General features: G+C 66.7%; 18 protein-coding genes. 16 read left to right on the top strand and 2 right to left on the bottom strand.

Annotated elements, in window-relative coordinates; all coding sequences use genetic code 11:
* Positions 1-200 precede the first annotated feature (200 nt).
* The 8 genes from rplJ (at position 201) to tuf (ending at position 14038) form a co-directional block, all read left to right on the top strand.
* Positions 201-761 carry a 50S ribosomal protein L10 gene (gene rplJ, locus OG963_RS20155; RefSeq protein WP_030914107.1) on the top strand — a complete coding sequence of 187 codons (561 nt, stop codon included), beginning with the start codon at positions 201-203 and terminating at the stop codon, positions 759-761.
* Positions 762-846: 85 nt separating this feature from the next.
* Positions 847-1230 carry a 50S ribosomal protein L7/L12 gene (gene rplL, locus OG963_RS20150; RefSeq protein WP_030914109.1) on the top strand — a complete coding sequence of 128 codons (384 nt, stop codon included), beginning with the start codon at positions 847-849 and terminating at the stop codon, positions 1228-1230.
* A gap of 597 nt (positions 1231-1827) precedes the next feature.
* Positions 1828-5313: a DNA-directed RNA polymerase subunit beta gene (gene rpoB, locus OG963_RS20145; RefSeq protein ID WP_030914111.1), complete on the top strand. Its 3486-nt coding sequence runs from the start codon at positions 1828-1830 to the stop codon at positions 5311-5313.
* Between the two features lie 99 nt (positions 5314-5412).
* Positions 5413-9312 carry a DNA-directed RNA polymerase subunit beta' gene (locus OG963_RS20140; RefSeq protein WP_030914114.1) on the top strand — a complete coding sequence of 1300 codons (3900 nt, stop codon included), beginning with the start codon at positions 5413-5415 and terminating at the stop codon, positions 9310-9312.
* 359 nt (positions 9313-9671) lie between these two features.
* Positions 9672-10043, top strand: a complete 372-nt coding sequence (gene rpsL / locus OG963_RS20135) for a 30S ribosomal protein S12 (RefSeq protein WP_003948652.1) — start codon at positions 9672-9674, stop codon at positions 10041-10043.
* Between the two features lie 2 nt (positions 10044-10045).
* Positions 10046-10516, top strand: a complete 471-nt coding sequence (gene rpsG, locus OG963_RS20130) for a 30S ribosomal protein S7 (protein ID WP_028812383.1) — start codon at positions 10046-10048, stop codon at positions 10514-10516.
* A 38-nt stretch (positions 10517-10554) separates the two neighbouring features.
* A complete protein-coding gene (gene fusA / locus OG963_RS20125; protein WP_030914122.1) occupies positions 10555-12684 on the top strand; it encodes an elongation factor G in 2130 nt (709 codons plus the stop codon).
* 160 nt (positions 12685-12844) lie between these two features.
* Entirely contained in the window at positions 12845-14038 is a 1194-nt protein-coding gene (gene tuf / locus OG963_RS20120) for an elongation factor Tu (RefSeq protein WP_030914124.1), read from the top strand.
* Between the two features lie 107 nt (positions 14039-14145).
* Here tuf and OG963_RS20115 read toward each other — a convergent pair whose 3' ends face one another.
* Together OG963_RS20115 and OG963_RS20110 are read right to left on the bottom strand one after the other, a co-directional pair.
* Entirely contained in the window at positions 14146-16125 is a 1980-nt protein-coding gene (locus OG963_RS20115) for a PIG-L family deacetylase (RefSeq protein ID WP_371800311.1), read from the bottom strand.
* 185 nt (positions 16126-16310) lie between these two features.
* Positions 16311-16769, bottom strand: a complete 459-nt coding sequence (locus OG963_RS20110) for a GNAT family N-acetyltransferase (protein WP_093930870.1) — start codon at positions 16767-16769, stop codon at positions 16311-16313.
* A 542-nt stretch (positions 16770-17311) separates the two neighbouring features.
* On the opposite strand from OG963_RS20110, the gene rpsJ reads away from it, so the two are divergent.
* The 8 genes from rpsJ to rpsC are packed head-to-tail and all read left to right on the top strand — an operon-like array spanning position 17312 to position 21651.
* Complete coding sequence (gene rpsJ / locus OG963_RS20105; RefSeq protein WP_003948644.1) at positions 17312-17620, top strand: 30S ribosomal protein S10; 309 nt, start codon at positions 17312-17314, stop codon at positions 17618-17620.
* 13 nt (positions 17621-17633) lie between these two features.
* Positions 17634-18278, top strand: coding sequence for a 50S ribosomal protein L3 (gene rplC, locus OG963_RS20100; protein ID WP_030914132.1), 645 nt, complete (start codon positions 17634-17636; stop codon positions 18276-18278).
* 4 nt (positions 18279-18282) lie between these two features.
* Positions 18283-18933 carry a 50S ribosomal protein L4 gene (rplD, locus tag OG963_RS20095; RefSeq protein ID WP_030914133.1) on the top strand — a complete coding sequence of 217 codons (651 nt, stop codon included), beginning with the start codon at positions 18283-18285 and terminating at the stop codon, positions 18931-18933.
* A complete protein-coding gene (rplW, locus tag OG963_RS20090) occupies positions 18933-19256 on the top strand; it encodes a 50S ribosomal protein L23 (protein WP_030914135.1) in 324 nt (107 codons plus the stop codon). Before rplD ends, rplW begins: the two co-directional genes overlap by 1 nt.
* Positions 19257-19296: 40 nt before the next feature.
* The gene (rplB, locus tag OG963_RS20085) at positions 19297-20133 is read left to right on the top strand and encodes a 50S ribosomal protein L2 (protein ID WP_093773282.1); all 837 of its coding nucleotides are present in this window, start codon (positions 19297-19299) and stop codon (positions 20131-20133) included.
* A 12-nt stretch (positions 20134-20145) separates the two neighbouring features.
* Positions 20146-20427, top strand: a complete 282-nt coding sequence (rpsS, locus tag OG963_RS20080) for a 30S ribosomal protein S19 (RefSeq protein WP_003966956.1) — start codon at positions 20146-20148, stop codon at positions 20425-20427.
* A 40-nt stretch (positions 20428-20467) separates the two neighbouring features.
* On the top strand, positions 20468-20815 hold the full coding sequence (gene rplV, locus OG963_RS20075; RefSeq protein WP_004571827.1) for a 50S ribosomal protein L22: 348 nt from the start codon (positions 20468-20470) through the stop codon (positions 20813-20815).
* Positions 20815-21651: a 30S ribosomal protein S3 gene (rpsC, locus tag OG963_RS20070; RefSeq protein WP_030914139.1), complete on the top strand. Its 837-nt coding sequence runs from the start codon at positions 20815-20817 to the stop codon at positions 21649-21651. Before rplV ends, rpsC begins: the two co-directional genes overlap by 1 nt.

Here is a 21651-nt window from a genome sequence, read left to right as displayed (position 1 = left end):
ACCGCTGGTCGTTGCTGCGCTCTCGCAAGAGGGGGCAGTGACCGAAGGATCCGTTGAGTGCGGACGACCTGCGCAGGTGACTGTGGAACGCTCCCGGACTTATGTCCGGTCGAGCTGCGCCCTGGCACTTGTGCCGGGGCGTTTCGTCTTTCCCGGCCCCTTCTGAGCGGTCCTCATCACCCGGAAGGAGGCCGACGCTCATGGCAAGGCCCGACAAGGCTGCCGCGGTAGCCGAGCTCGCGGACCAGTTCCGCAGCTCGAACGCCGCTGTGCTGACCGAGTACCGGGGTCTCACCGTGGCACAGCTCAAGCAGCTGCGCCGTTCGCTCGGTGAGAACGCCCAGTACGCCGTGGTGAAGAACACGCTGACCAAGATTGCGGCCAACGAGGCCGGGATCGACACGCTGGACGACCTGTTCGCAGGCCCGACGGCGGTTGCCTTCGTCACCGGTGACCCGGTGGAGTCGGCGAAGGGTCTTCGTGACTTCGCCAAGGACAACCCGAACCTCATCATCAAGGGCGGTGTCCTTGACGGTAAGGCGCTGTCCGCCGATGAGATCAAGAAGCTTGCGGACCTCGAGTCCCGCGAGGTTCTGCTCGCCAAGGTGGCCGGTGGAATCAAGGCGTCGATGGCCAAGGCCGCGGCGACTTTCCAGGCCCCTCTGTCGGAGTTCGTCCGCACTGCGGACGCCCTTCGCGCCAAGGTCGAGCAGGGCGGTGCCGGTACGCCGGCTCCCGCCGACGCCGAGGTGGCGGAGTAACACTCCGCTCCACGGCTCGCAGCGGGCCCGTACGCCCGCCTTCATATACACCCGGCACCTGCCGACTTAGTGGAAGGACGCCATCATGGCGAAGCTGTCCCAGGACGAGCTGCTCGAGCAGTTCGAGACCCTGACCCTCATCGAGCTCTCCGAGTTCGTCAAGGCGTTCGAGGAGAAGTTCGACGTCAAGGCTGCCGCTCCGGTCGCCGTTGCCGCCGCCGGTGGCGCCGCTGCCGCCGCCGAGGCCGTCGAGGAGCAGGACGAGTTCGACGTCATCCTCACCGGCGCCGGCGAGAAGAAGATCCAGGTCATCAAGGTCGTGCGTGAGCTGACCTCCCTGGGTCTGAAGGAGGCCAAGGACCTCGTCGACGGCACCCCGAAGCCGGTCCTCGAGAAGGTCGCGAAGGAGGCCGCCGAGAAGGCTGCCGAGTCCCTCAAGGCCGCTGGCGCCTCGGTCGAGGTCAAGTGACCCTGCGAGTCATCTGACTCGTCTGGACTGCTCGTGCCGCACGGCACGGACGTCACATCGCGAAGGGCGATCACCCATCCGGGTGGTCGCCCTTCGGCGTACCCGAGGCGCTCGTCTTGCTCTTCCGTGGCTGACGAGTAGGGTGATCTTCGCCGTACGCCTCCGAAGGGGGCTTGCGGCCGGTGCCGAGGGGCGGCGGACGAGGGTCTCGGGGCTCTCTCCCGCAGGGGGGCCTTGACGAACCGCACGCGGCGCGCAATTCTCAGGACGCGTCGTCACTCGATCCGGATCCGATGCATGGATCGTGGGCGAAGAGGGCAGTAAAGAAGAGCGCATCCGCGCGAGGGCGATTCATAGGTGTTGAGAACAGCTGTTGCGAGCTTCGAGGGTCTCTGAGAACCCGGACTGGACATCAGTGTGCCGTTTGGCTACACTGACCCTTTGCGCTGCCTGTTAGCTGCCTCCTGCCCGTCACCAGGGGCATGCCCAATGCTTGAACACCGATGATCGATCGTCCCTGACCTGGGAATTCGTCACCGTGTCCAACTTGGGACCGGTACGCGCGTAGTGAGTCCGAGCCCTCGGAAGGACCCCCTCTTGGCCGCCTCGCGCAACGCCTCGACCGCGAATACGAACAACGGTGCCAGCACCGCCCCGCTGCGCATCTCTTTTGCAAAGATCAAGGAGCCCCTCGAGGTTCCGAACCTCCTCGCGCTGCAGACCGAGAGCTTTGACTGGCTCCTCGGCAATGCCGCCTGGAAGGCTCGCGTCGAGGCTGCTCTGGACAGTGGACAAGACGTCCCCACCAAGTCCGGCCTGGAGGAGATCTTCGAGGAGATTTCACCGATTGAGGACTTCTCCGGGTCGATGTCGCTTACGTTCCGCGACCACCGCTTCGAGCCCCCGAAGAACTCGATCGACGAGTGCAAGGAGCGCGACTTCACGTTCGCCGCCCCGCTCTTCGTCACGGCCGAGTTCACAAACAACGAGACCGGCGAGATCAAGTCTCAGACGGTCTTCATGGGCGACTTCCCGCTCATGACCAACAAGGGCACCTTCGTCATCAACGGCACCGAGCGTGTCGTCGTGTCGCAGCTCGTGCGCTCGCCGGGTGTCTACTTCGACTCCTCGATCGACAAGACGTCCGACAAGGACATCTTCTCCGCCAAGATCATCCCGTCCCGGGGTGCCTGGCTGGAGATGGAGATCGACAAGCGCGACATGGTCGGTGTCCGTATCGACCGCAAGCGCAAGCAGTCCGTCACCGTCCTCCTGAAGGCTCTCGGTTGGACCACCGAGCAGATCCTCGAGGAGTTCGGCGAGTACGAGTCCATGCGCGCCACCCTGGAGAAGGACCACACCCAGGGCCAGGACGACGCGCTGCTCGACATCTACCGCAAGCTGCGCCCGGGCGAGCCGCCCACCCGCGAGGCTGCTCAGACGCTGCTCGAGAACCTCTACTTCAACCCGAAGCGCTACGACCTCGCGAAGGTCGGCCGCTACAAGGTGAACAAGAAGCTCGGCGCCGAAGAGCCGCTGGACGCCGGCGTACTCACCTCCGACGACGTCATCGCGACCATCAAGTACCTGGTCAAGCTGCACGCCGGGGAGACCGAGACGGTCGGTGAGTCCGGTCGTTCGATCGTCGTCGAGACCGACGACATCGACCACTTCGGCAACCGTCGTCTGCGTAACGTCGGCGAGCTCATCCAGAACCAGGTCCGTACGGGTCTGGCCCGTATGGAGCGCGTCGTGCGTGAGCGCATGACGACTCAGGACGTCGAGGCGATCACGCCGCAGACCCTGATCAACATCCGGCCGGTCGTCGCCTCCATCAAGGAGTTCTTCGGCACCAGCCAGCTGTCGCAGTTCATGGACCAGAACAACCCGCTGTCGGGTCTCACCCACAAGCGCCGTCTGTCGGCTCTTGGCCCGGGTGGTCTCTCCCGTGAGCGGGCCGGCTTCGAGGTCCGTGACGTGCACCCGTCCCACTACGGACGCATGTGCCCGATCGAGACCCCTGAAGGCCCGAACATCGGTCTGATCGGTTCGCTCGCCTCGTACGGACGTGTCAACGCGTTCGGCTTCATCGAGACGCCGTACCGCAAGGTCGTCGACGGTCAGGTCACCGACGAGGTCGACTACATCACCGCCGACGAGGAAGACCGCTTCGTGATCGCCCAGGCGAACGCGACGCTCTCCGAGGACATGCGGTTCACCGAGCCCCGCGTCCTGGTCCGCCGTCGTGGCGGAGAGGTCGACTACATCCCGGGCGACGACGTCGACTACATGGACGTCTCGCCGCGCCAGATGGTGTCCGTCGCCACCGCGATGATCCCCTTCCTGGAGCACGACGACGCCAACCGTGCCCTCATGGGCGCGAACATGATGCGTCAGGCGGTGCCGCTGATTAAGTCGGAGGCCCCGCTCGTCGGCACGGGCATGGAGTACCGCTGCGCCACCGACGCCGGTGACGTCCTGAAGGCCGAGAAGGACGGTGTCGTCCAGGAGGTCTCCGCGGACTACATCACCGTCACCAACGACGACGGCACGTACACGACGTACCGCATCGCCAAGTTCTCGCGCTCCAACCAGGGCACCTCGGTCAACCAGAAGGTCGTCGTCTCCGAGGGCGACCGGGTCATCGAGGGCCAGGTCCTCGCCGACGGACCGGCCACCGAGAACGGTGAGATGGCGCTCGGCAAGAACCTGCTCGTGGCATTCATGCCGTGGGAGGGTCACAACTACGAGGACGCGATCATCCTGTCGCAGCGCCTCGTGCAGGACGACGTCCTCTCCTCGATCCACATCGAGGAGCACGAGGTCGACGCCCGTGACACCAAGCTCGGCCCGGAGGAGATCACCCGGGACATCCCGAACGTCTCCGAAGAGGTCCTCGCCGACCTCGACGAGCGCGGCATCATCCGTATCGGTGCCGAGGTCGTCGCCGGTGACATCCTCGTCGGCAAGGTCACGCCCAAGGGTGAGACCGAGCTGACCCCCGAGGAGCGCCTGCTCCGCGCGATCTTCGGTGAGAAGGCGCGCGAGGTGCGCGACACCTCGCTGAAGGTCCCGCACGGCGAGATCGGCAAGGTCATCGGCGTCCGCGTCTTCGACCGCGAAGAGGGCGACGAGCTGCCGCCGGGCGTGAACCAGCTGGTCCGCGTCTACGTCGCGCAGAAGCGCAAGATCACCGATGGTGACAAGCTCGCCGGCCGTCACGGCAACAAGGGCGTCATCTCGAAGATCCTCCCGATCGAGGACATGCCGTTCCTGGAGGACGGCACCCCGGTCGACATCATCCTCAACCCGCTGGGTGTCCCGTCCCGAATGAACCCGGGACAGGTCCTGGAGATCCACCTCGGCTGGCTCGCCAGCCGCGGCTGGGACGTCTCCGGCCTCGGTGACGAGTGGGCCAAGCGCCTGCAGGCCATCGGCGCCGACCAGGTCGCCCCCGGCACCAACGTCGCCACGCCCGTCTTCGACGGTGCGCGCGAGGACGAGATCTCCGGTCTCTTCGAGGCCACGATCCCGAACCGCGACGGCGACCGCCTGGTGCAGCCCTCCGGCAAGGCCCAGCTGTTCGACGGCCGCTCCGGCGAGCCGTTCCCGGACCCGGTTTCGGTCGGGTACATGTACATCCTCAAGCTCCACCACCTCGTCGACGACAAGCTGCACGCTCGGTCGACGGGCCCGTACTCCATGATCACCCAGCAGCCGCTGGGTGGTAAGGCTCAGTTCGGTGGACAGCGCTTCGGTGAGATGGAGGTGTGGGCGCTGGAGGCATACGGCGCCGCTTACGCCCTCCAGGAGCTGCTGACGATCAAGTCCGACGACGTGACCGGCCGCGTGAAGGTCTACGAGGCCATCGTCAAGGGCGAGAACATCCCCGAGCCGGGCATCCCCGAGTCCTTCAAGGTGCTCATCAAGGAAATGCAGTCGCTCTGCCTCAACGTGGAGGTGCTCTCCTCGGACGGCATGTCCATCGAGATGCGTGACACGGACGAGGACGTCTTCCGCGCGGCGGAGGAGCTCGGTATCGACCTGTCCCGGCGCGAGCCGAGCAGCGTCGAAGAGGTCTGACGGGTCTGGCCGGGGCCTCGCTCATGAGGCCCCGGCCCTGCCCCGGACCCGTTCAGACCATTGATTGAGACTCGACCCCGAAAGAGGGATTGACGACAAGTGCTCGACGTCAACTTCTTCGACGAGCTGCGGATCGGCCTTGCCACCGCGGACGACATCCGGACCTGGTCGCACGGCGAAGTGAAGAAGCCGGAGACCATCAACTACCGCACGCTCAAGCCCGAAAAGGACGGACTCTTCTGCGAGAAGATCTTCGGTCCGACCCGGGACTGGGAGTGCTACTGCGGCAAGTACAAGCGTGTCCGCTTCAAGGGCATCATCTGTGAGCGTTGTGGCGTGGAGGTCACGCGCGCCAAGGTGCGTCGTGAGCGCATGGGCCACATCGAGCTTGCCGCTCCCGTCACTCACATCTGGTACTTCAAGGGCGTTCCGTCGCGCCTCGGCTACCTGCTTGATCTCGCGCCGAAGGACCTCGAAAAGGTCATCTACTTCGCCGCGTACATGATCACGTTCGTGGACGAGGAGCGCCGCACGCGTGACCTGCCCTCGCTGGAGGCGCACGTCTCCGTCGAGCGTCAGCAGGTCGAGAACCGTCGCGACTCCGACCTGGAGGCTCGCGCCAAGAAGCTCGAGACCGACCTGGCCGAGCTCGAGGCCGAGGGTGCCAAGGCCGACGTGCGCCGCAAGGTGCGCGAAGGCGCCGAGCGTGAGATGAAGCAGCTGCGCGACCGTGCGCAGCGCGAGATCGACCGTCTCGACGAGGTGTGGAACCGCTTCAAGAACCTCAAGGTCCAGGACCTCGAGGGCGACGAGCTGCTCTACCGCGAGCTGCGTGACCGCTTCGGCACGTACTTCGACGGCTCCATGGGTGCCGCTGCCCTGCAGAAGCGCCTGGAGTCCTTCGACCTCAACGAGGAGGCCGAGCGCCTCCGCGAGATCATCCGTACCGGCAAGGGCCAGAAGAAGACCCGTGCGCTCAAGCGCCTCAAGGTCGTCTCCGCGTTCCTGCAGACCAGCAACAGCCCCAAGGGCATGGTGCTCGACTGCGTGCCGGTCATCCCGCCGGACCTGCGTCCGATGGTGCAGCTGGACGGTGGCCGCTTCGCGACCTCCGACCTGAACGACCTGTACCGCCGTGTGATCAACCGCAACAACCGCCTCAAGCGTCTCCTTGACCTCGGTGCCCCCGAGATCATCGTGAACAACGAGAAGCGGATGCTGCAGGAGGCCGTCGACGCGCTGTTCGACAACGGCCGCCGTGGTCGCCCGGTCACCGGTCCGGGCAACCGCCCGCTGAAGTCCCTGAGCGACATGCTCAAGGGCAAGCAGGGTCGTTTCCGTCAGAACCTTCTCGGTAAGCGTGTGGACTACTCCGCGCGTTCCGTGATCGTCGTGGGTCCGCAGCTGAAGCTGCACCAGTGCGGTCTGCCGAAGGCCATGGCGCTGGAGCTCTTCAAGCCGTTCGTGATGAAGCGCCTGGTCGACCTGAACCACGCGCAGAACATCAAGTCGGCCAAGCGCATGGTCGAGCGCGGCCGCACCGTGGTGTACGACGTCCTCGAAGAGGTCATCGCCGAGCACCCGGTGCTGCTGAACCGTGCACCGACCCTGCACCGACTCGGCATCCAGGCCTTCGAGCCGCAGCTGGTCGAGGGCAAGGCCATCCAGATCCACCCGCTCGTCTGCACCGCGTTCAACGCGGACTTCGACGGTGACCAGATGGCCGTGCACCTGCCGCTCTCCGCGGAGGCGCAGGCCGAGGCCCGCATCCTGATGCTGTCCTCGAACAACATCCTGAAGCCGGCCGACGGTCGTCCCGTCACCATGCCGACCCAGGACATGGTGCTGGGCCTGTTCTTCCTCACCACGGACGAGGAGGAGCGCAAGGTCGTCGGACAGGGTCGTTCCTTCGGCTCCACGGCCGAGGCGATCATGGCCTTCGACGCCCGGGAGCTCTCGCTCCAGGCCAAGGTCGACATCCGCTTCCCGGTGGGCACCATCCCGCCGCGTGGCTGGGTGCCGCCGGTCGCCGAGGAGGGTGAGCAGGAGTACCAGCAGGGCGACACGTTCCGGCTGCGTACCTCCCTGGGCCGTGCGCTCTTCAACGAGCTGCTGCCCGAGGACTACCCGTTCGTCGACTACTCGGTGGGCAAGAAGCAGCTCTCCGAGATCGTCAACGACCTGGCCGAGCGCTACCCCAAGGTCATCGTGGCGGCGACGCTCGACAACCTGAAGGCGGCCGGTTTCCACTGGGCGACCCGTTCCGGTGTGACCGTGGCCATCTCCGACGTCGTCGTGCCCGAGGCCAAGAAGGCCATCGTCGCGGGTTACGAGGCTCAGGACGAGAAGGTCCAGAAGCAGTACGAGCGCGGTCTGATCACCAAGGACGAGCGCACGCAGGAGCTCATCGCGATCTGGACCAAGGCGACCAACGAGGTTGCCGAGGCGATGAACGCGAACTTCCCGAAGACGAACCCCATCTTCATGATGGTTGACTCGGGTGCCCGAGGAAACATGATGCAGATGCGTCAGATCGCGGGTATGCGTGGTCTGGTGTCGAACGCGAAGAACGAGACGATCCCGCGTCCCATCAAGGCGTCGTTCCGTGAGGGCCTGACCGTTCTGGAGTACTTCATCTCCACGCACGGTGCCCGTAAGGGTCTGGCGGACACCGCCCTGCGTACCGCGGACTCGGGTTACCTGACCCGTCGTCTGGTGGACGTCTCGCAGGACGTGATCATTCGCGAGGAGGACTGCGGCACCGACCGCGGCCTCAAGCTGAAGATCGCCGTCAAGGGTGCGGACGGTGTGCTCCGCAAGACGGAGGACGTCGAGACCTCGGTCTACGCCCGCATGCTCGCCGAGGACGTCGTCGTCGACGGCAAGGTCATCGCGCCTGCCAACGTCGACCTCGGTGACGTCCTGATCGACGCCCTGGTGGGCGCCGGCGTCGAGGAGGTCAAGACCCGTTCGGTCCTGACCTGTGAGTCCGCGGTCGGCACCTGTGCCTTCTGCTACGGACGCTCGCTCGCCACCGGCAAGCTGGTCGACATCGGTGAGGCGGTCGGCATCATCGCCGCCCAGTCCATCGGTGAGCCCGGTACCCAGCTGACGATGCGTACCTTCCACACCGGTGGTGTGGCCGGTGACGACATCACCCAGGGTCTGCCCCGAGTCGTCGAGCTCTTCGAAGCCCGTACGCCCAAGGGTGTCGCCCCGATCTCGGAGGCGGCCGGCCGCGTCCGTATCGAGGAGACCGAGAAGACCAAGAAGATCGTCGTCACCCCGGACGACGGCAGCGACGAGACGCCGTTCCCGATCTCGAAGCGTGCCCGTCTGCTGGTGGGCGAGGGCGACCACGTCGAGGTGGGCCAGAAGCTCACCGTGGGTGCCACCAACCCGCACGACGTGCTGCGGATCCTCGGTCAGCGCGCGGTCCAGGTCCACCTGGTCGGCGAGGTCCAGAAGGTCTACAACTCGCAGGGTGTGTCGATCCACGACAAGCACATCGAGATCATCATCCGGCAGATGCTGCGCCGGGTGACGATCATCGAGTCCGGCGACGCGGAGCTGCTGCCGGGCGAGCTCGTCGAGCGCTCGAAGTTCGAGACCGAGAACCGTCGTGTGGTCACCGAGGGCGGTCACCCCGCCTCCGGCCGTCCGCAGCTGATGGGTATCACCAAGGCCTCGCTCGCCACCGAGTCGTGGCTGTCGGCGGCGTCCTTCCAGGAGACGACCAGGGTTCTGACCGACGCGGCGATCAACGCCAAGTCGGACTCCCTGATCGGCCTCAAGGAGAACGTCATCATCGGTAAGCTCATCCCGGCCGGTACGGGTCTGTCCCGCTACCGCAACATCCGGGTCGAGCCGACCGAGGAGGCCAAGGCCGCGATGTACTCGGCCGTCGGCTACGACGACATCGACTACTCGCCGTTCGGCACGGGCTCCGGCCAGGCCGTTCCGCTGGAGGACTACGACTACGGTCCGTACAACCAGTAAGGCGCATGTCCCGTCCGCAGGGCGGTCACCCCGTTTCGTACGGGGTGACCGCCCTGCGGCGTTGCCCGTCGGTGCCGGAACAGAGGTACTGTCGGCAATGTCACGCGCAGCGCGTCGTCGTGGACAGCATTTGTTTTGACCGGAGTCCGTGAGGTAGGTACGCTCAGACCTTGTGCCTGGGGTGTGCCTGGGCTCGTGTGCGTGTCCTCAACCGCATGGCGAGCCTGTCTTTGGCCACCGCAATCTGCGCTTCTTCCTGCCTTCGGGCAGGGACCTGCAGTATTCGACACACCCGACCGCGTGGGTCGGCGAAGTGTTCCAGGTTAGTTTTACTACGGCACACAGAAACCGGAGAAGTAGTGCCTACGATCCAGCAGCTGGTCCGGAAGGGCCGGCAGGACAAGGTCGAGAAGAACAAGACGCCCGCACTCGAGGGTTCGCCCCAGCGCCGCGGCGTCTGCACGCGCGTGTTCACGACCACCCCGAAGAAGCCGAACTCGGCACTCCGTAAGGTCGCGCGTGTGCGTCTGACCTCCGGCATCGAGGTCACGGCCTACATCCCGGGTGAGGGCCACAACCTGCAGGAGCACTCCATCGTGCTCGTGCGCGGTGGCCGTGTGAAGGACCTGCCGGGTGTTCGTTACAAGATCATCCGCGGTTCCCTCGACACGCAGGGCGTCAAGAACCGTAAGCAGGCTCGCAGCCGCTACGGCGCCAAGAAGGAGAAGTAAGAATGCCTCGTAAGGGCCCCGCCCCGAAGCGCCCGGTCATCATCGACCCGGTCTACAGCTCTCCTCTTGTCACGTCGCTGATCAACAAGATCCTGCTGGACGGCAAGCGCTCCACCGCCGAGCGCATCGTCTACGGCGCCATGGAAGGCCTCCGCGAGAAGACCGGCAACGACCCGGTCATCACGCTGAAGCGCGCGCTGGAGAACGTCAAGCCGTCCCTCGAGGTCAAGTCCCGCCGTGTCGGTGGCGCGACCTACCAGGTGCCGATCGAGGTCAAGCCCGGTCGTGCCGCCACCCTCGCGCTTCGCTGGGTCGTGGGTTACTCCCGCGCCCGCCGCGAGAAGACGATGACCGAGCGCCTCATGAACGAGCTGCTCGACGCCTCCAACGGTCTTGGCGCTGCCGTCAAGAAGCGCGAGGACACCCACAAGATGGCCGAGTCCAACAAGGCCTTCGCGCACTACCGCTGGTAGTCGCTACCCACATCGAGACCGAGAGAAGATTGAGCCTTATGGCCACCACTTCGCTTGACCTGGCCAAGGTCCGCAACATCGGGATCATGGCCCACATCGACGCGGGCAAGACGACCACCACTGAGCGGATCCTGTTCTACACCGGTGTTTCGTACAAGATCGGTGAAGTCCACGACGGCGCTGCCACGATGGACTGGATGGAGCAGGAGCAGGAGCGCGGCATCACGATCACGTCCGCCGCGACGACCTGTCACTGGCCGCTCAATGATGTTGACCACACCATCAACATCATCGACACCCCGGGTCACGTCGACTTCACCGTCGAGGTGGAGCGTTCGCTCCGCGTCCTCGACGGCGCTGTCACCGTGTTCGACGGTGTCGCCGGCGTCGAGCCGCAGTCCGAGACCGTTTGGCGTCAGGCGGACCGCTACGGCGTGCCGCGTATCTGCTTCGTCAACAAGCTCGACCGCACGGGTGCCGAGTTCCACCGCTGCGTCGACATGATCGTCGACCGCCTCGGTGCGGTCCCGCTCGTCATGCAGCTCCCCATCGGTGCCGAAGCCGACTTCAAGGGCGTCGTCGACCTCGTGTCGATGAAGGCCTTTGTGTGGCCGGAAGAGGCCGTCAAGGGCGAGATGTACGACACCGTCGACATCCCGGACACCCACATCGAGGCGGCTCAGGAGTGGCGCGGCAAGCTGCTCGAGGCCGTTTCCGAGAACGACGACCAGATGATGGAGCTGTACCTGGAGGGCGTCGAGCCCACCGAGGAGCAGCTGCACGAGGCGATCCGTCGGATCACCCTCGCATCGAAGGGCGGCGCGGGCTCCGTCACCGTCACCCCGGTGTTCTGTGGCACGGCGTTCAAGAACAAGGGCGTCCAGCCCCTGCTCGACGCGGTCGTCCGCTACCTGCCTTCCCCCCTGGACGTCGAGGCCATCGAAGGCCACGACGTCAAGGACCCCGAGGTTGTCGTCAAGCGCAAGCCCTCGGACGACGAGCCGTTCTCCGGCCTGGCGTTCAAGATCGCTAGCGACCCGCACCTCGGCAAGCTCACCTTCGTCCGGATCTACTCCGGTCGCCTCGAGGCCGGCACCGCGGTGCTGAACTCGGTCAAGGGCAAGAAGGAGCGCATCGGCAAGATCTACCGCATGCACGCGAACAAGCGTGAGGAGATCGCGTCGGTGGGCGCCGGTGACATCATCGCCGTCATGGGCCTGAAGCAGACCACCACCGGTGAGACGCTGTGTGACGACAAGAACCCGGTGATCCTGGAGTCCATGGACTTCCCGGCGCCGGTCATTCAGGTCGCCATCGAGCCCAAGTCCAAGGGTGACCAGGAGAAGCTGGGTGTCGCCATCCAGCGCCTCTCCGAGGAGGACCCGTCCTTCCAGGTGCACTCCGACGAGGAGACCGGCCAGACCATCATCGGTGGTATGGGCGAGCTTCACCTCGAGGTGCTCGTCGACCGCATGAAGCGCGAGTTCCGCGTCGAGGCGAACGTCGGCAAGCCGCAGGTCGCGTACCGCGAGACGATCCGCAAGGCCGTCGAGCGCATCGACTACACGCACAAGAAGCAGACTGGTGGTACCGGCCAGTTCGCGAAGGTGCAGATCGCCCTTGAGCCCATCGAGGGTGGCGACGCGTCCTACGAGTTCGTCAACAAGGTCACCGGTGGCCGCATCCCCCGTGAGTACATCCCCTCGGTGGACGCGGGTGCTCAGGAAGCCATGCAGTTCGGCATCCTGGCCGGTTACGAGATGGTCGGCGTTCGCGTCACCCTGCTCGACGGTGGTTACCACGAGGTCGACTCCTCGGAGCTCGCCTTCAAGATCGCCGGTTCGCAGGCGTTCAAGGAGGGTGCCCGCAAGGCGTCCCCCGTGCTCCTCGAGCCGATGATGGCCGTCGAGGTCACCACGCCCGAGGACTACATGGGCGATGTCATCGGTGACCTCAACTCCCGCCGTGGCCAGATCCAGGCCATGGAGGAGCGCAGCGGCGCTCGCGTCGTGAAGGGCCTCGTGCCCCTCTCGGAGATGTTCGGCTACGTCGGAGACCTCCGCAGCAAGACCTCGGGTCGCGCAAGCTACTCGATGCAGTTCGACTCCTACGCCGAGGTTCCGCGGAACGTCGCCGAGGAGATCATCGCGAAGGCCAAGGGCGAGTAACTCTCCCGAGCTCACGCTTTAGGCTTGTCACCGGAGCCTGGTGGGGCATTCGTCGCAGAGCGCAAGCAATGCGATGAATGCCCCCGGCCCCGGCATCCCAGCAAAGATCACCTGGCGCCGATGAAGCAAGGCGTACAGAACCACTCCACAGGAGGACCCAGTGGCGAAGGCGAAGTTCGAGCGGACTAAGCCGCACGTCAACATCGGCACCATCGGTCACATCGACCACGGTAAGACGACCCTCACGGCCGCCATTACCAAGGTGCTGCACGACGCGTACCCGGACCTGAACGAGGCCTCGGCCTTCGACCAGATCGACAAGGCTCCTGAGGAGCGCCAGCGCGGTATCACGATCTCGATCGCGCACGTCGAGTACCAGACGGAGTCGCGTCACTACGCGCACGTCGACTGCCCGGGTCACGCCGACTACATCAAGAACATGATCACGGGTGCGGCGCAGATGGACGGCGCCATCCTCGTGGTCGCCGCCACCGACGGCCCGATGCCGCAGACCAAGGAGCACGTGCTCCTGGCCCGCCAGGTCGGCGTTCCGTACATCGTCGTCGCCCTGAACAAGGCCGACATGGTGGACGACGAGGAGATCCTGGAGCTCGTCGAGCTCGAGGTCCGTGAGCTCCTCTCCGAGTACGAGTTCCCGGGCGACGACCTGCCGGTCGTCAAGGTCTCGGCGCTCAAGGCGCTCGAGGGCGACAAGGAGTGGGGCCAGTCGGTCCTGAACCTGATGGCCGCCGTCGACGAGGCGATCCCGCAGCCCGAGCGTGACGTCGACAAGCCGTTCCTGATGCCGATCGAGGACGTCTTCACGATCACCGGTCGTGGCACCGTCGTCACCGGTCGTATCGAGCGTGGTGTCCTGAAGGTCAACGAGACCGTCGACATCGTCGGTATCAAGCAGGAGAAGACCACCACCACGGTCACCGGCATCGAGATGTTCCGCAAGCTGCTCGACGAGGGCCAGGCCGGTGAGAACGTCGGTCTGCTCCTCCGTGGCATCAAGCGCGAGGACGTCGAGCGCGGCCAGGTCATCATCAAGCCCGGTTCGGTCACGCCGCACACCGAGTTCGAGGCCCAGGCCTACATCCTGTCGAAGGACGAGGGTGGCCGTCACACCCCCTTCTTCAACAACTACCGCCCGCAGTTCTACTTCCGTACCACGGACGTGACGGGCGTTGTGACCCTTCCCGAGGGCACCGAGATGGTCATGCCGGGCGACAACACCGTCATGAACGTCGTGCTGATCCAGCCGGTCGCCATGGAAGAGGGCCTGAAGTTCGCCATCCGTGAGGGTGGCCGGACCGTGGGCGCCGGCCAGGTCACCAAGATCGTCAAGTAATTACCTGACTGTCTGACCTGGTTGCTCCGCACAGAGCACCAAGGAGGGCCCCGGCCCGCCGCGCAAGCGGTGGACCGGGGCCCTTCGGCATTCCCCGGTGCGCACGGTCATGGATGCCAGAGCCAGGGGGCCGCGTCCGGTCCCAGGCCGATCACCGCCGGGCGTCCCAGGCCTGCGACGTACAGCGCGGGACCGTCGAGCGCCACCGGCCCCTGCATCCGTACGGACAGTCGTTCGCCGGTGCGCAGTTGGAGCCGGCCCTCCTCGGTGCGGCCCAGCAGCACCGGCCCGAGCGACGAGTCGGCGACGCCCACCGGCCCGTACCCGTCGAAGTCCGCCCGGTCCGCCGCAGTCCCCCCGGCGACGACCGTCAGCCGGGCCCGTGCCGCGGCCCGGTAGAGCAGTTCGACGGAACCGTCCGTGGTGATCCGGGCGGTGGGCCCGTCACCCGGCACCGGCCCCCCGTCGATCTGCCGTCGCGCGGTCAGCCGGTCCCCGGGTCTCTCCTGGGTCCAGTGGTGCACCGCGTGATGACCGGCGCCGTACACATGGACCAGGCCGTGTCCGTCCACCACGGCGCTCAGCCCGTCCTGGATCTCGCCGCCGCCCAGGTCCGTCCACTCGCCCCACCGACCGGACGCGTCCCGCACGCGTGTGCTCACGCCCTTGGCCGCGTTCCGTACGAAGAGATGGCTCCGCCCGTCGGGTGCGGTCACCGCCACCGGCACGCCGATCCGGCGGCCGCGGTCCGGGTCCGGTTCCGGGTTGCCCAGGGCGCGCCAGGCACGGAAGGTCCCGCCCCGGGAGCTCTGCTCCAGGAGCGCGATCTCCCGTTCGTTCTCCGCCCCGTGTCCGGCGAGCGCAGCAAAGCGCAGCCCGAACAGGAGCAGCCTGCCGTCCGCCGTCACGGTCTGGCCCAGTACCGGCGCGAAAGGCCCGCCGCCGAGATCGTCCGGCCCGTCCCAGACCCCGCTGCCGGGCGCGCTCTCGCGCCACCGCGCCACCCGCAGCCCGAGCACCCCGTGGACGGCGAGCCGCCCGTCGGGTTCGGCGGTGACGGCGGGGCGGGGGCCGGGGTAGCGGTACCGGGTGGAGCGGACCCAGCCCTTCCTGTTGGTCAGGGGCCGGTCACCGCCGACGTTGTAGTCGCCGCAGCCCGCCCGGTTCCCGCAACGCCAGTCGGCCTCGCCGCCGTACGGGACCAGGTGCGCGGCCTTCTCCTTCAGCACTCCGCCCGGCAGGTTCTTGGGCCAGTGCCGGTTGTAGTAACCGCGGAACGCGGTGGTGACGAACCGCGGCACACCCCCGCCGTCCTCGGTCGCGCGGGCGACCCACCGGATCAGCGCCGCCCAGGCGAACGATGCGGCCGCGGTGTGGTCGGCATGGTCGGAGTAGCCGGGCTGCTCGATGTCCTGCCGGCGGACGGCCTCGGAGCTGTGCTGGATGTCCGGGTCCGGGTCGAGCGTGTGGACGACGGTCGGCCGGTACCGGTCGAGCAGCCCGACGAGAACATCGATCAGCCCGTCGTACGTGTACTCACCCGCCCGCTCCAGCGGTGAGTCGGCGGCGACGACGGTGCGCAGCTTCAGCGCCCGGTCGTGCCAGAGGCTCGGCAGCCCGAGCCGGCCGTGGCCGACGTGCATCGCCGTATTGAGGAAGATCAGCTCGACCCGCCGGCCGCCGCCCCGCAGGGTGTTGATCTCCGCCCGGTGGCCGCCGGCCAGATCGAGGACGGACTTGTGCCAGCGGGTGAACATCGGCAGGCCGAGCTGGGCCGCGTAGCTCTGGCGCAGCCCCTGGTGCCGGGCCGAGGAGTAGGCGGCCCGGTCGGGGGCGGGCCGCGCCCGGCCGGGGATCCTGTTGAGACCGAAGACTTCTCCGGCGGTGAGGTACACACAGACCAGCGGTGTCCCGGCTGTCAGGGCCTGCTCGGTGTCCGGGTTCATGAAGTACAGGTCGTCGTCCGGGTGGGCGAGGATCTGCATCATCAGGGCCGGCCGGGCGTCGGCGACCGGGAGACCGGGGGCAGGGTCCGCCATGGGGCCGCTGCGCCGCGGGGCCGGTACGGAACAGGCGCCGAGGCCCATCAGGGCGGCCGCGGCGGCGGCCCGGACGACACTGCGCCGCCGTACCCCGCCACTGCCGCACTCAGAGTCGGGTCGATCCGTCACGCGCCGCACTCCGTCCGCTCACCACGTCCGAGCGGCGGGTCGGGTGCCGCTTCCCGCGGCACGTTAGACGGCGATCGGGGCGCTTTCGGCGCGTGTCGCGGCTACACGCCGGAGCGGCGCACCAGATAGACATCGATCGGGTCCTCGTGCTCCAGAGTGAACCCGTGACGTTCGTACAGACGACGGGCTGCGCTGCCCTGCAGGACGTCGAGGCGGACGTCCGCCCCGTCCGCGTCGGCGCGCTCCAGCAGAGTCCGCAGGACGGCTGAGCCGATCCCCTGGCCGTGGAGAGCGGGGGACAGGTAGAAGTTCTCCACCCACCAGCCGTTCTCGACCGGACGCATGGTGACGCAGCCGGCGAACTCGCCTTCAGCGAGAACGACCGAGGTGTGCTCGGGCGTGAAGATGTCCCGCAGCCGCTGCCGCACGCGATGTTCGTCGTACCGGCCGAGGCGTTCCAGATCCGGGCGCATGACGAGGGCCCGGAGTTCGGTCATGGCCTCGAGATCCGCCGCTTCCGCCGGGCGCAGCGTCCAGGCCGGCTTGATGATCGTATGCATGCCCGGAGTATTCCAGCGGCCGTGCGGCAGGCCGGAGCAGGACCGGTGGCGGGCGTCCAGTGTGCTGTCGGTCACGGTGGTGGGCAGGCCCCGAACGGCCGTGTCCGGACCTGTCGGCATCGCCGCAGCTCGCCGGTGACGTCCGGCCGCGTTTGACCAGTCGGCCACGGGGGGTAAGATCCTCCGCCCGATTGGCCAGCGCCGTGCCGCATATGGCACACTGACCAGGTTGCTCGGTTGAGTGTCAATGCTGCGCGCCTCCCGCCGGGAGGACCGGAAGCGAGTCCCACAGTACTCGTCGGCCCCATGCGGGCCGGACGTACGGGAATCTTCCGGGAAGTGACAGTGGGGCGCCGACCAGGCACCCGGTGGGTGTTCCGCCCCCGGTTCCGCGGTCTTACGGCCCGCACCCCCTTGGTTGGGAATTCCTTCGGGAATTCTGCGTAGAGGGGATGCGACACGCCCGACCGCGTGGGTCGGAGGTGGAGTTACGAGAGCCCTCGGGTTCCAGAGCGTTTCGAGAGACAGGACTACTAGTAGCCATGGCGGGACAGAAGATCCGCATCCGGCTCAAGGCCTACGACCACGAGGTCATCGACTCCTCGGCGAAGAAGATCGTCGAGACGGTGACCCGCACTGGTGCGTCGGTCGCAGGCCCGGTGCCGCTGCCCACTGAGAAGAACGTGTACTGCGTCATCAAGTCGCCGCACAAGTACAAGGACTCGCGCGAGCACTTCGAGATGCGCACGCACAAGCGCCTCATCGACATCCTCGACCCCACGCCGAAGACGGTTGACTCGCTGATGCGTCTCGACCTGCCGGCCGGCGTCGACATCGAGATCAAGCTCTGAGGTGACGCGCGAGATGGCTAAGAACATTAAGGGCGTCCTGGGCGAGAAGCTCGGCATGACCCAGGTCTGGGACGAGAACAACCGGGTTGTCCCGGTGACCGTCGTCAAGGCCGGGCCCTGCGTCGTCACCCAGGTCCGCACGAACGACAGCGACGGCTACGAGTCGGTCCAGATCGCCTTCGGCGAGATCGACCCGCGCAAGGTGAACAAGCCCCTCAAGGGCCACTTCGCCAAGGCCGACGTCACCCCGCGCCGCCACCTGGTGGAGCTCCGCACCCCTGACGCCAGCGAGTACACGCTGGGCCAGGAGGTCACTGCCGCAGTGTTCGAGTCCGGCGTCAAGGTTGACGTCACGGGCAAGAGCAAGGGCAAGGGCTTCGCCGGTGTGATGAAGCGCCACAACTTCAAGGGTGGCAAGGCGTCCCACGGTGCCCACCGTGTGCACCGCATGCCCGGCTCCATCGGTGGCTGTGCCACCCCCGGCCGTGTCTTCAAGGGCATGCGCATGGCGGGTCGCATGGGCAACGAGCGCGTCACCACCCAGAACCTGACCATCCACGCGGTTGACGCGGAGAAGGGTCTGCTCCTCATCAAGGGCGCAGTCCCCGGTCCGAACGGCGGCCTCGTCCTGGTCCGTACCGCGGCCAAGGGGGCTTGAGGTAATGAGCACCATTGACATCCTTTCGCCGGCAGGCGACAAGGCCGGTACCGTCGAGCTCCCCGCGGAGATCTTCGACGCGAAGACCAGCGTTCCGCTGATCCACCAGGTCGTTGTCGCTCAGCTGGCTGCTGCCCGTCAGGGCACGCACAAGACCAAGCGTCGCGGCGAAGTCCGTGGTGGTGGCCGCAAGCCGTACCGCCAGAAGGGCACCGGCCGCGCCCGCCAGGGTTCGACCCGTGCGCCGCAGTTCGTCGGCGGTGGCGTCGTCCACGGCCCGCAGCCGCGTGACTACTCGCAGCGCACCCCGAAGAAGATGAAGGCCGCCGCCCTGCGCGGTGCCCTCTCCGACCGGGCACGCCACTCCCGCATCCACGTCGTCACCGGCGTGGTCGACGGTGCAGTCTCCACGAAGGCCGCCAAGACGCTGTTCGGCAAGATCTCGGAGCGCAAGAACCTGCTCCTGGTCGTCGACCGCGCCGACGAGGCCGCGTGGCTGTCCGCCCGCAACCTGCCCCAGGTGCACATCCTGGAGCCGGGCCAGCTCAACACGTACGACGTGATCGTCTCCGACGACGTGGTCTTCACCCAGGCCGCTTTCGAGTCCTTCGTGTCTGGCCCCAAGGCCGATGAGACCGAAGGGAGCGACGCCTGATGAGCGAGGCGACCGTAACCAGCAAGACCTTCACGGACCCGCGCGACGTTCTCGTCAAGCCGGTCGTTTCCGAGAAGAGCTACGCGCTGCTCGACGAGAACAAGTACACGTTCATCGTCGCGCCCGGCTCCAACAAGACCCAGATCAAGCAGGCCGTGGAAGCGGTCTTCTCGGTCAAGGTCACCGGGGTCAACACGATCAACCGGCAGGGTAAGCGCAAGCGCACCAAGACCGGTTTCGGCAAGCGCGCCGACACGAAGCGCGCCATCGTGACCCTCGCCGAGGGCGACCGTATCGACATCTTCGGCGGTCCGACCGCCTAAGGGCGGTCTGGATCGTCCGAAATCGGACGAGGACTGAGAAATGGGTATCCGCAAGTACAAGCCGACGACCCCGGGCCGTCGTGGCTCCAGCGTCGCCGACTTTGTCGAGATCACGCGGTCCACGCCGGAGAAGTCGCTGGTCCGCCCCCTGCACAGCAAGGGCGGCCGTAACAACGCCGGTCGTGTGACCGTTCGCCACCAGGGCGGTGGCCACAAGCGCGCCTACCGAGTGATCGACTTCCGTCGTCACGACAAGGACGGCGTGCCGGCCAAGGTCGCGCACATCGAGTACGACCCGAACCGCACCGCGCGCATCGCGCTCCTGCACTACGCGGACGGCGAGAAGCGCTACATCATCGCGCCGCGTGGACTGACGCAGGGCGACCGTGTCGAGAACGGCCCGGCCGCCGACATCAAGCCCGGTAACAACCTGGCGCTGCGCAACATCCCGGTCGGTACGACCATCCACGCCATCGAGCTGCGGCCCGGCGGCGGCGCGAAGTTCGCCCGTTCCGCGGGTGCCTCCGTGCAGCTGCTGGCGAAGGAGGGCACCATGGCCCACCTTCGTATGCCGTCGGGTGAAATCCGCCTGGTCGACGCCCGCTGCCGCGCCACGATCGGCGAGGTCGGCAACGCCGAGCAGTCGAACATCAACTGGGGCAAGGCCGGCCGCATGCGCTGGAAGGGCGTTCGCCCGACCGTCCGCGGTGTCGCGATGAACCCGGTTGACCACCCGCACGGTGGTGGTGAAGGCAAGACCTCCGGTGGTCGCCACCCGGTCTCGCCGTGGGGTCAGAAGGAGGGTCGTACTCGCTCGCCGAAGAAGGCATCGAGCAAGTACATCGTCCGCCGCCGCAAGACGAACAAGAAGCGCTAGGAGCGGGTTTAGATGCCGCGCAGTCTCAAGAAGGGGCCCTTCGTCGACGGCCACCTCATCAAGAAGGTGGACGTACAGAACGAGGCAGGCACCAAGAACGTCATCAAGACCTGGTCCCGTCGCTCGATGATCGTCCCGGCCATGCTGGGTCACACCATCGCGGTGCACAACGGCAAGATTCACGTCCCGGTGTTCGTCACCGAGTCGATGGTCGGCCACAAGCTCGGCGAGTTCTCGCCGACTCGCACCTTCCGCGGCCACGTCAAGGACGACCGGAAGTCGAAGCGCCGCTAACGCGGGGTGACTGACTATGACTTACACCGAAGGGACAACCATGGAAGCCAGGGCCCAGGCGCGGTACATCCGCGTCACGCCCATGAAGGCCCGCCGCGTGGTGGACCTCATCCGTGGCATGGATGCCACGGAGGCTCAGGCGGTCCTGCGTTTCGCCCCGCAGGCCGCGAGCGTGCCGGTTGGCAAGGTGCTGGACAGCGCCATCGCCAACGCTGCACACAACTACGACCACACCGACGCCTCTTCGCTGGTCATCAGCGAGGCGTACGTGGACGAGGGCCCGACCCTGAAGCGGTTCCGTCCGCGTGCTCAGGGCCGTGCCTACCGGATCCGTAAGCGGACCAGCCACATCACCGTGGTCGTCAGCAGCAAGGAAGGAACCCGGTAATGGGCCAGAAGGTAAACCCGCACGGGTTCCGGCTCGGCATCACCACGGACTTCAAGTCCCGTTGGTACGCCGACAAGCTGTACAAGGACTACGTCAAGGAAGACGTCGCCATTCGTCGCATGATGACGAAGGGCATGGAGCGGGCCGGCATCTCGAAGGTCGAGATCGAGCGCACCCGTGACCGCGTCCGCGTTGACATCCACACCGCCCGCCCGGGCATCGTCATCGGTCGCCGTGGCGCCGAGGCCGACCGCATCCGTGGCGAGCTGGAGAAGCTGACCGGCAAGCAGGTCCAGCTGAACATCCTCGAGGTCAAGAACCCCGAGGTGGACGCTCAGCTGGTGGCCCAGGCCGTCGCCGAGCAGCTCTCCTCCCGCGTCTCCTTCCGTCGTGCCATGCGTAAGAGCATGCAGAGCTCGATGAAGGCCGGCGCCAAGGGCATCAAGATCCAGTGCGGTGGCCGCCTCGGCGGCGCCGAGATGTCCCGCTCGGAGTTCTACCGCGAGGGCCGTGTGCCCCTGCACACGCTCCGTGCGAACGTCGACTACGGCTTCTTCGAGGCCAAGACGACCTTCGGCCGCATCGGTGTGAAGGTCTGGATCTACAAGGGCGACGTCAAGAACATCGCCGAGGTCCGCGCCGAGAACGCTGCTGCCCGCGCTGGCAACCGCCCGGCCCGTGGCGGCGCTGACCGCCCGGCCGGCCGCGGTGGCCGCGGTGGCGAGCGTGGCGGTCGCGGTCGCAAGCCGCAGCAGTCCGCGCCGGCAGCCGAGGCCCCCAAGGCCGAGGCTCCCGCCGCCGCTGCTCCGGCTGAGAGCACCGGAACGGAGGCCTGA

This window comes from Streptomyces sp. NBC_01707, from assembly GCF_041438805.1.
Classification (GTDB): Bacteria; Actinomycetota; Actinomycetes; order Streptomycetales; family Streptomycetaceae; genus Streptomyces.
The sequence above is the reverse complement of the archived record's forward strand: the minus strand, read 5'-3'. Positions and strand labels throughout refer to the sequence as shown.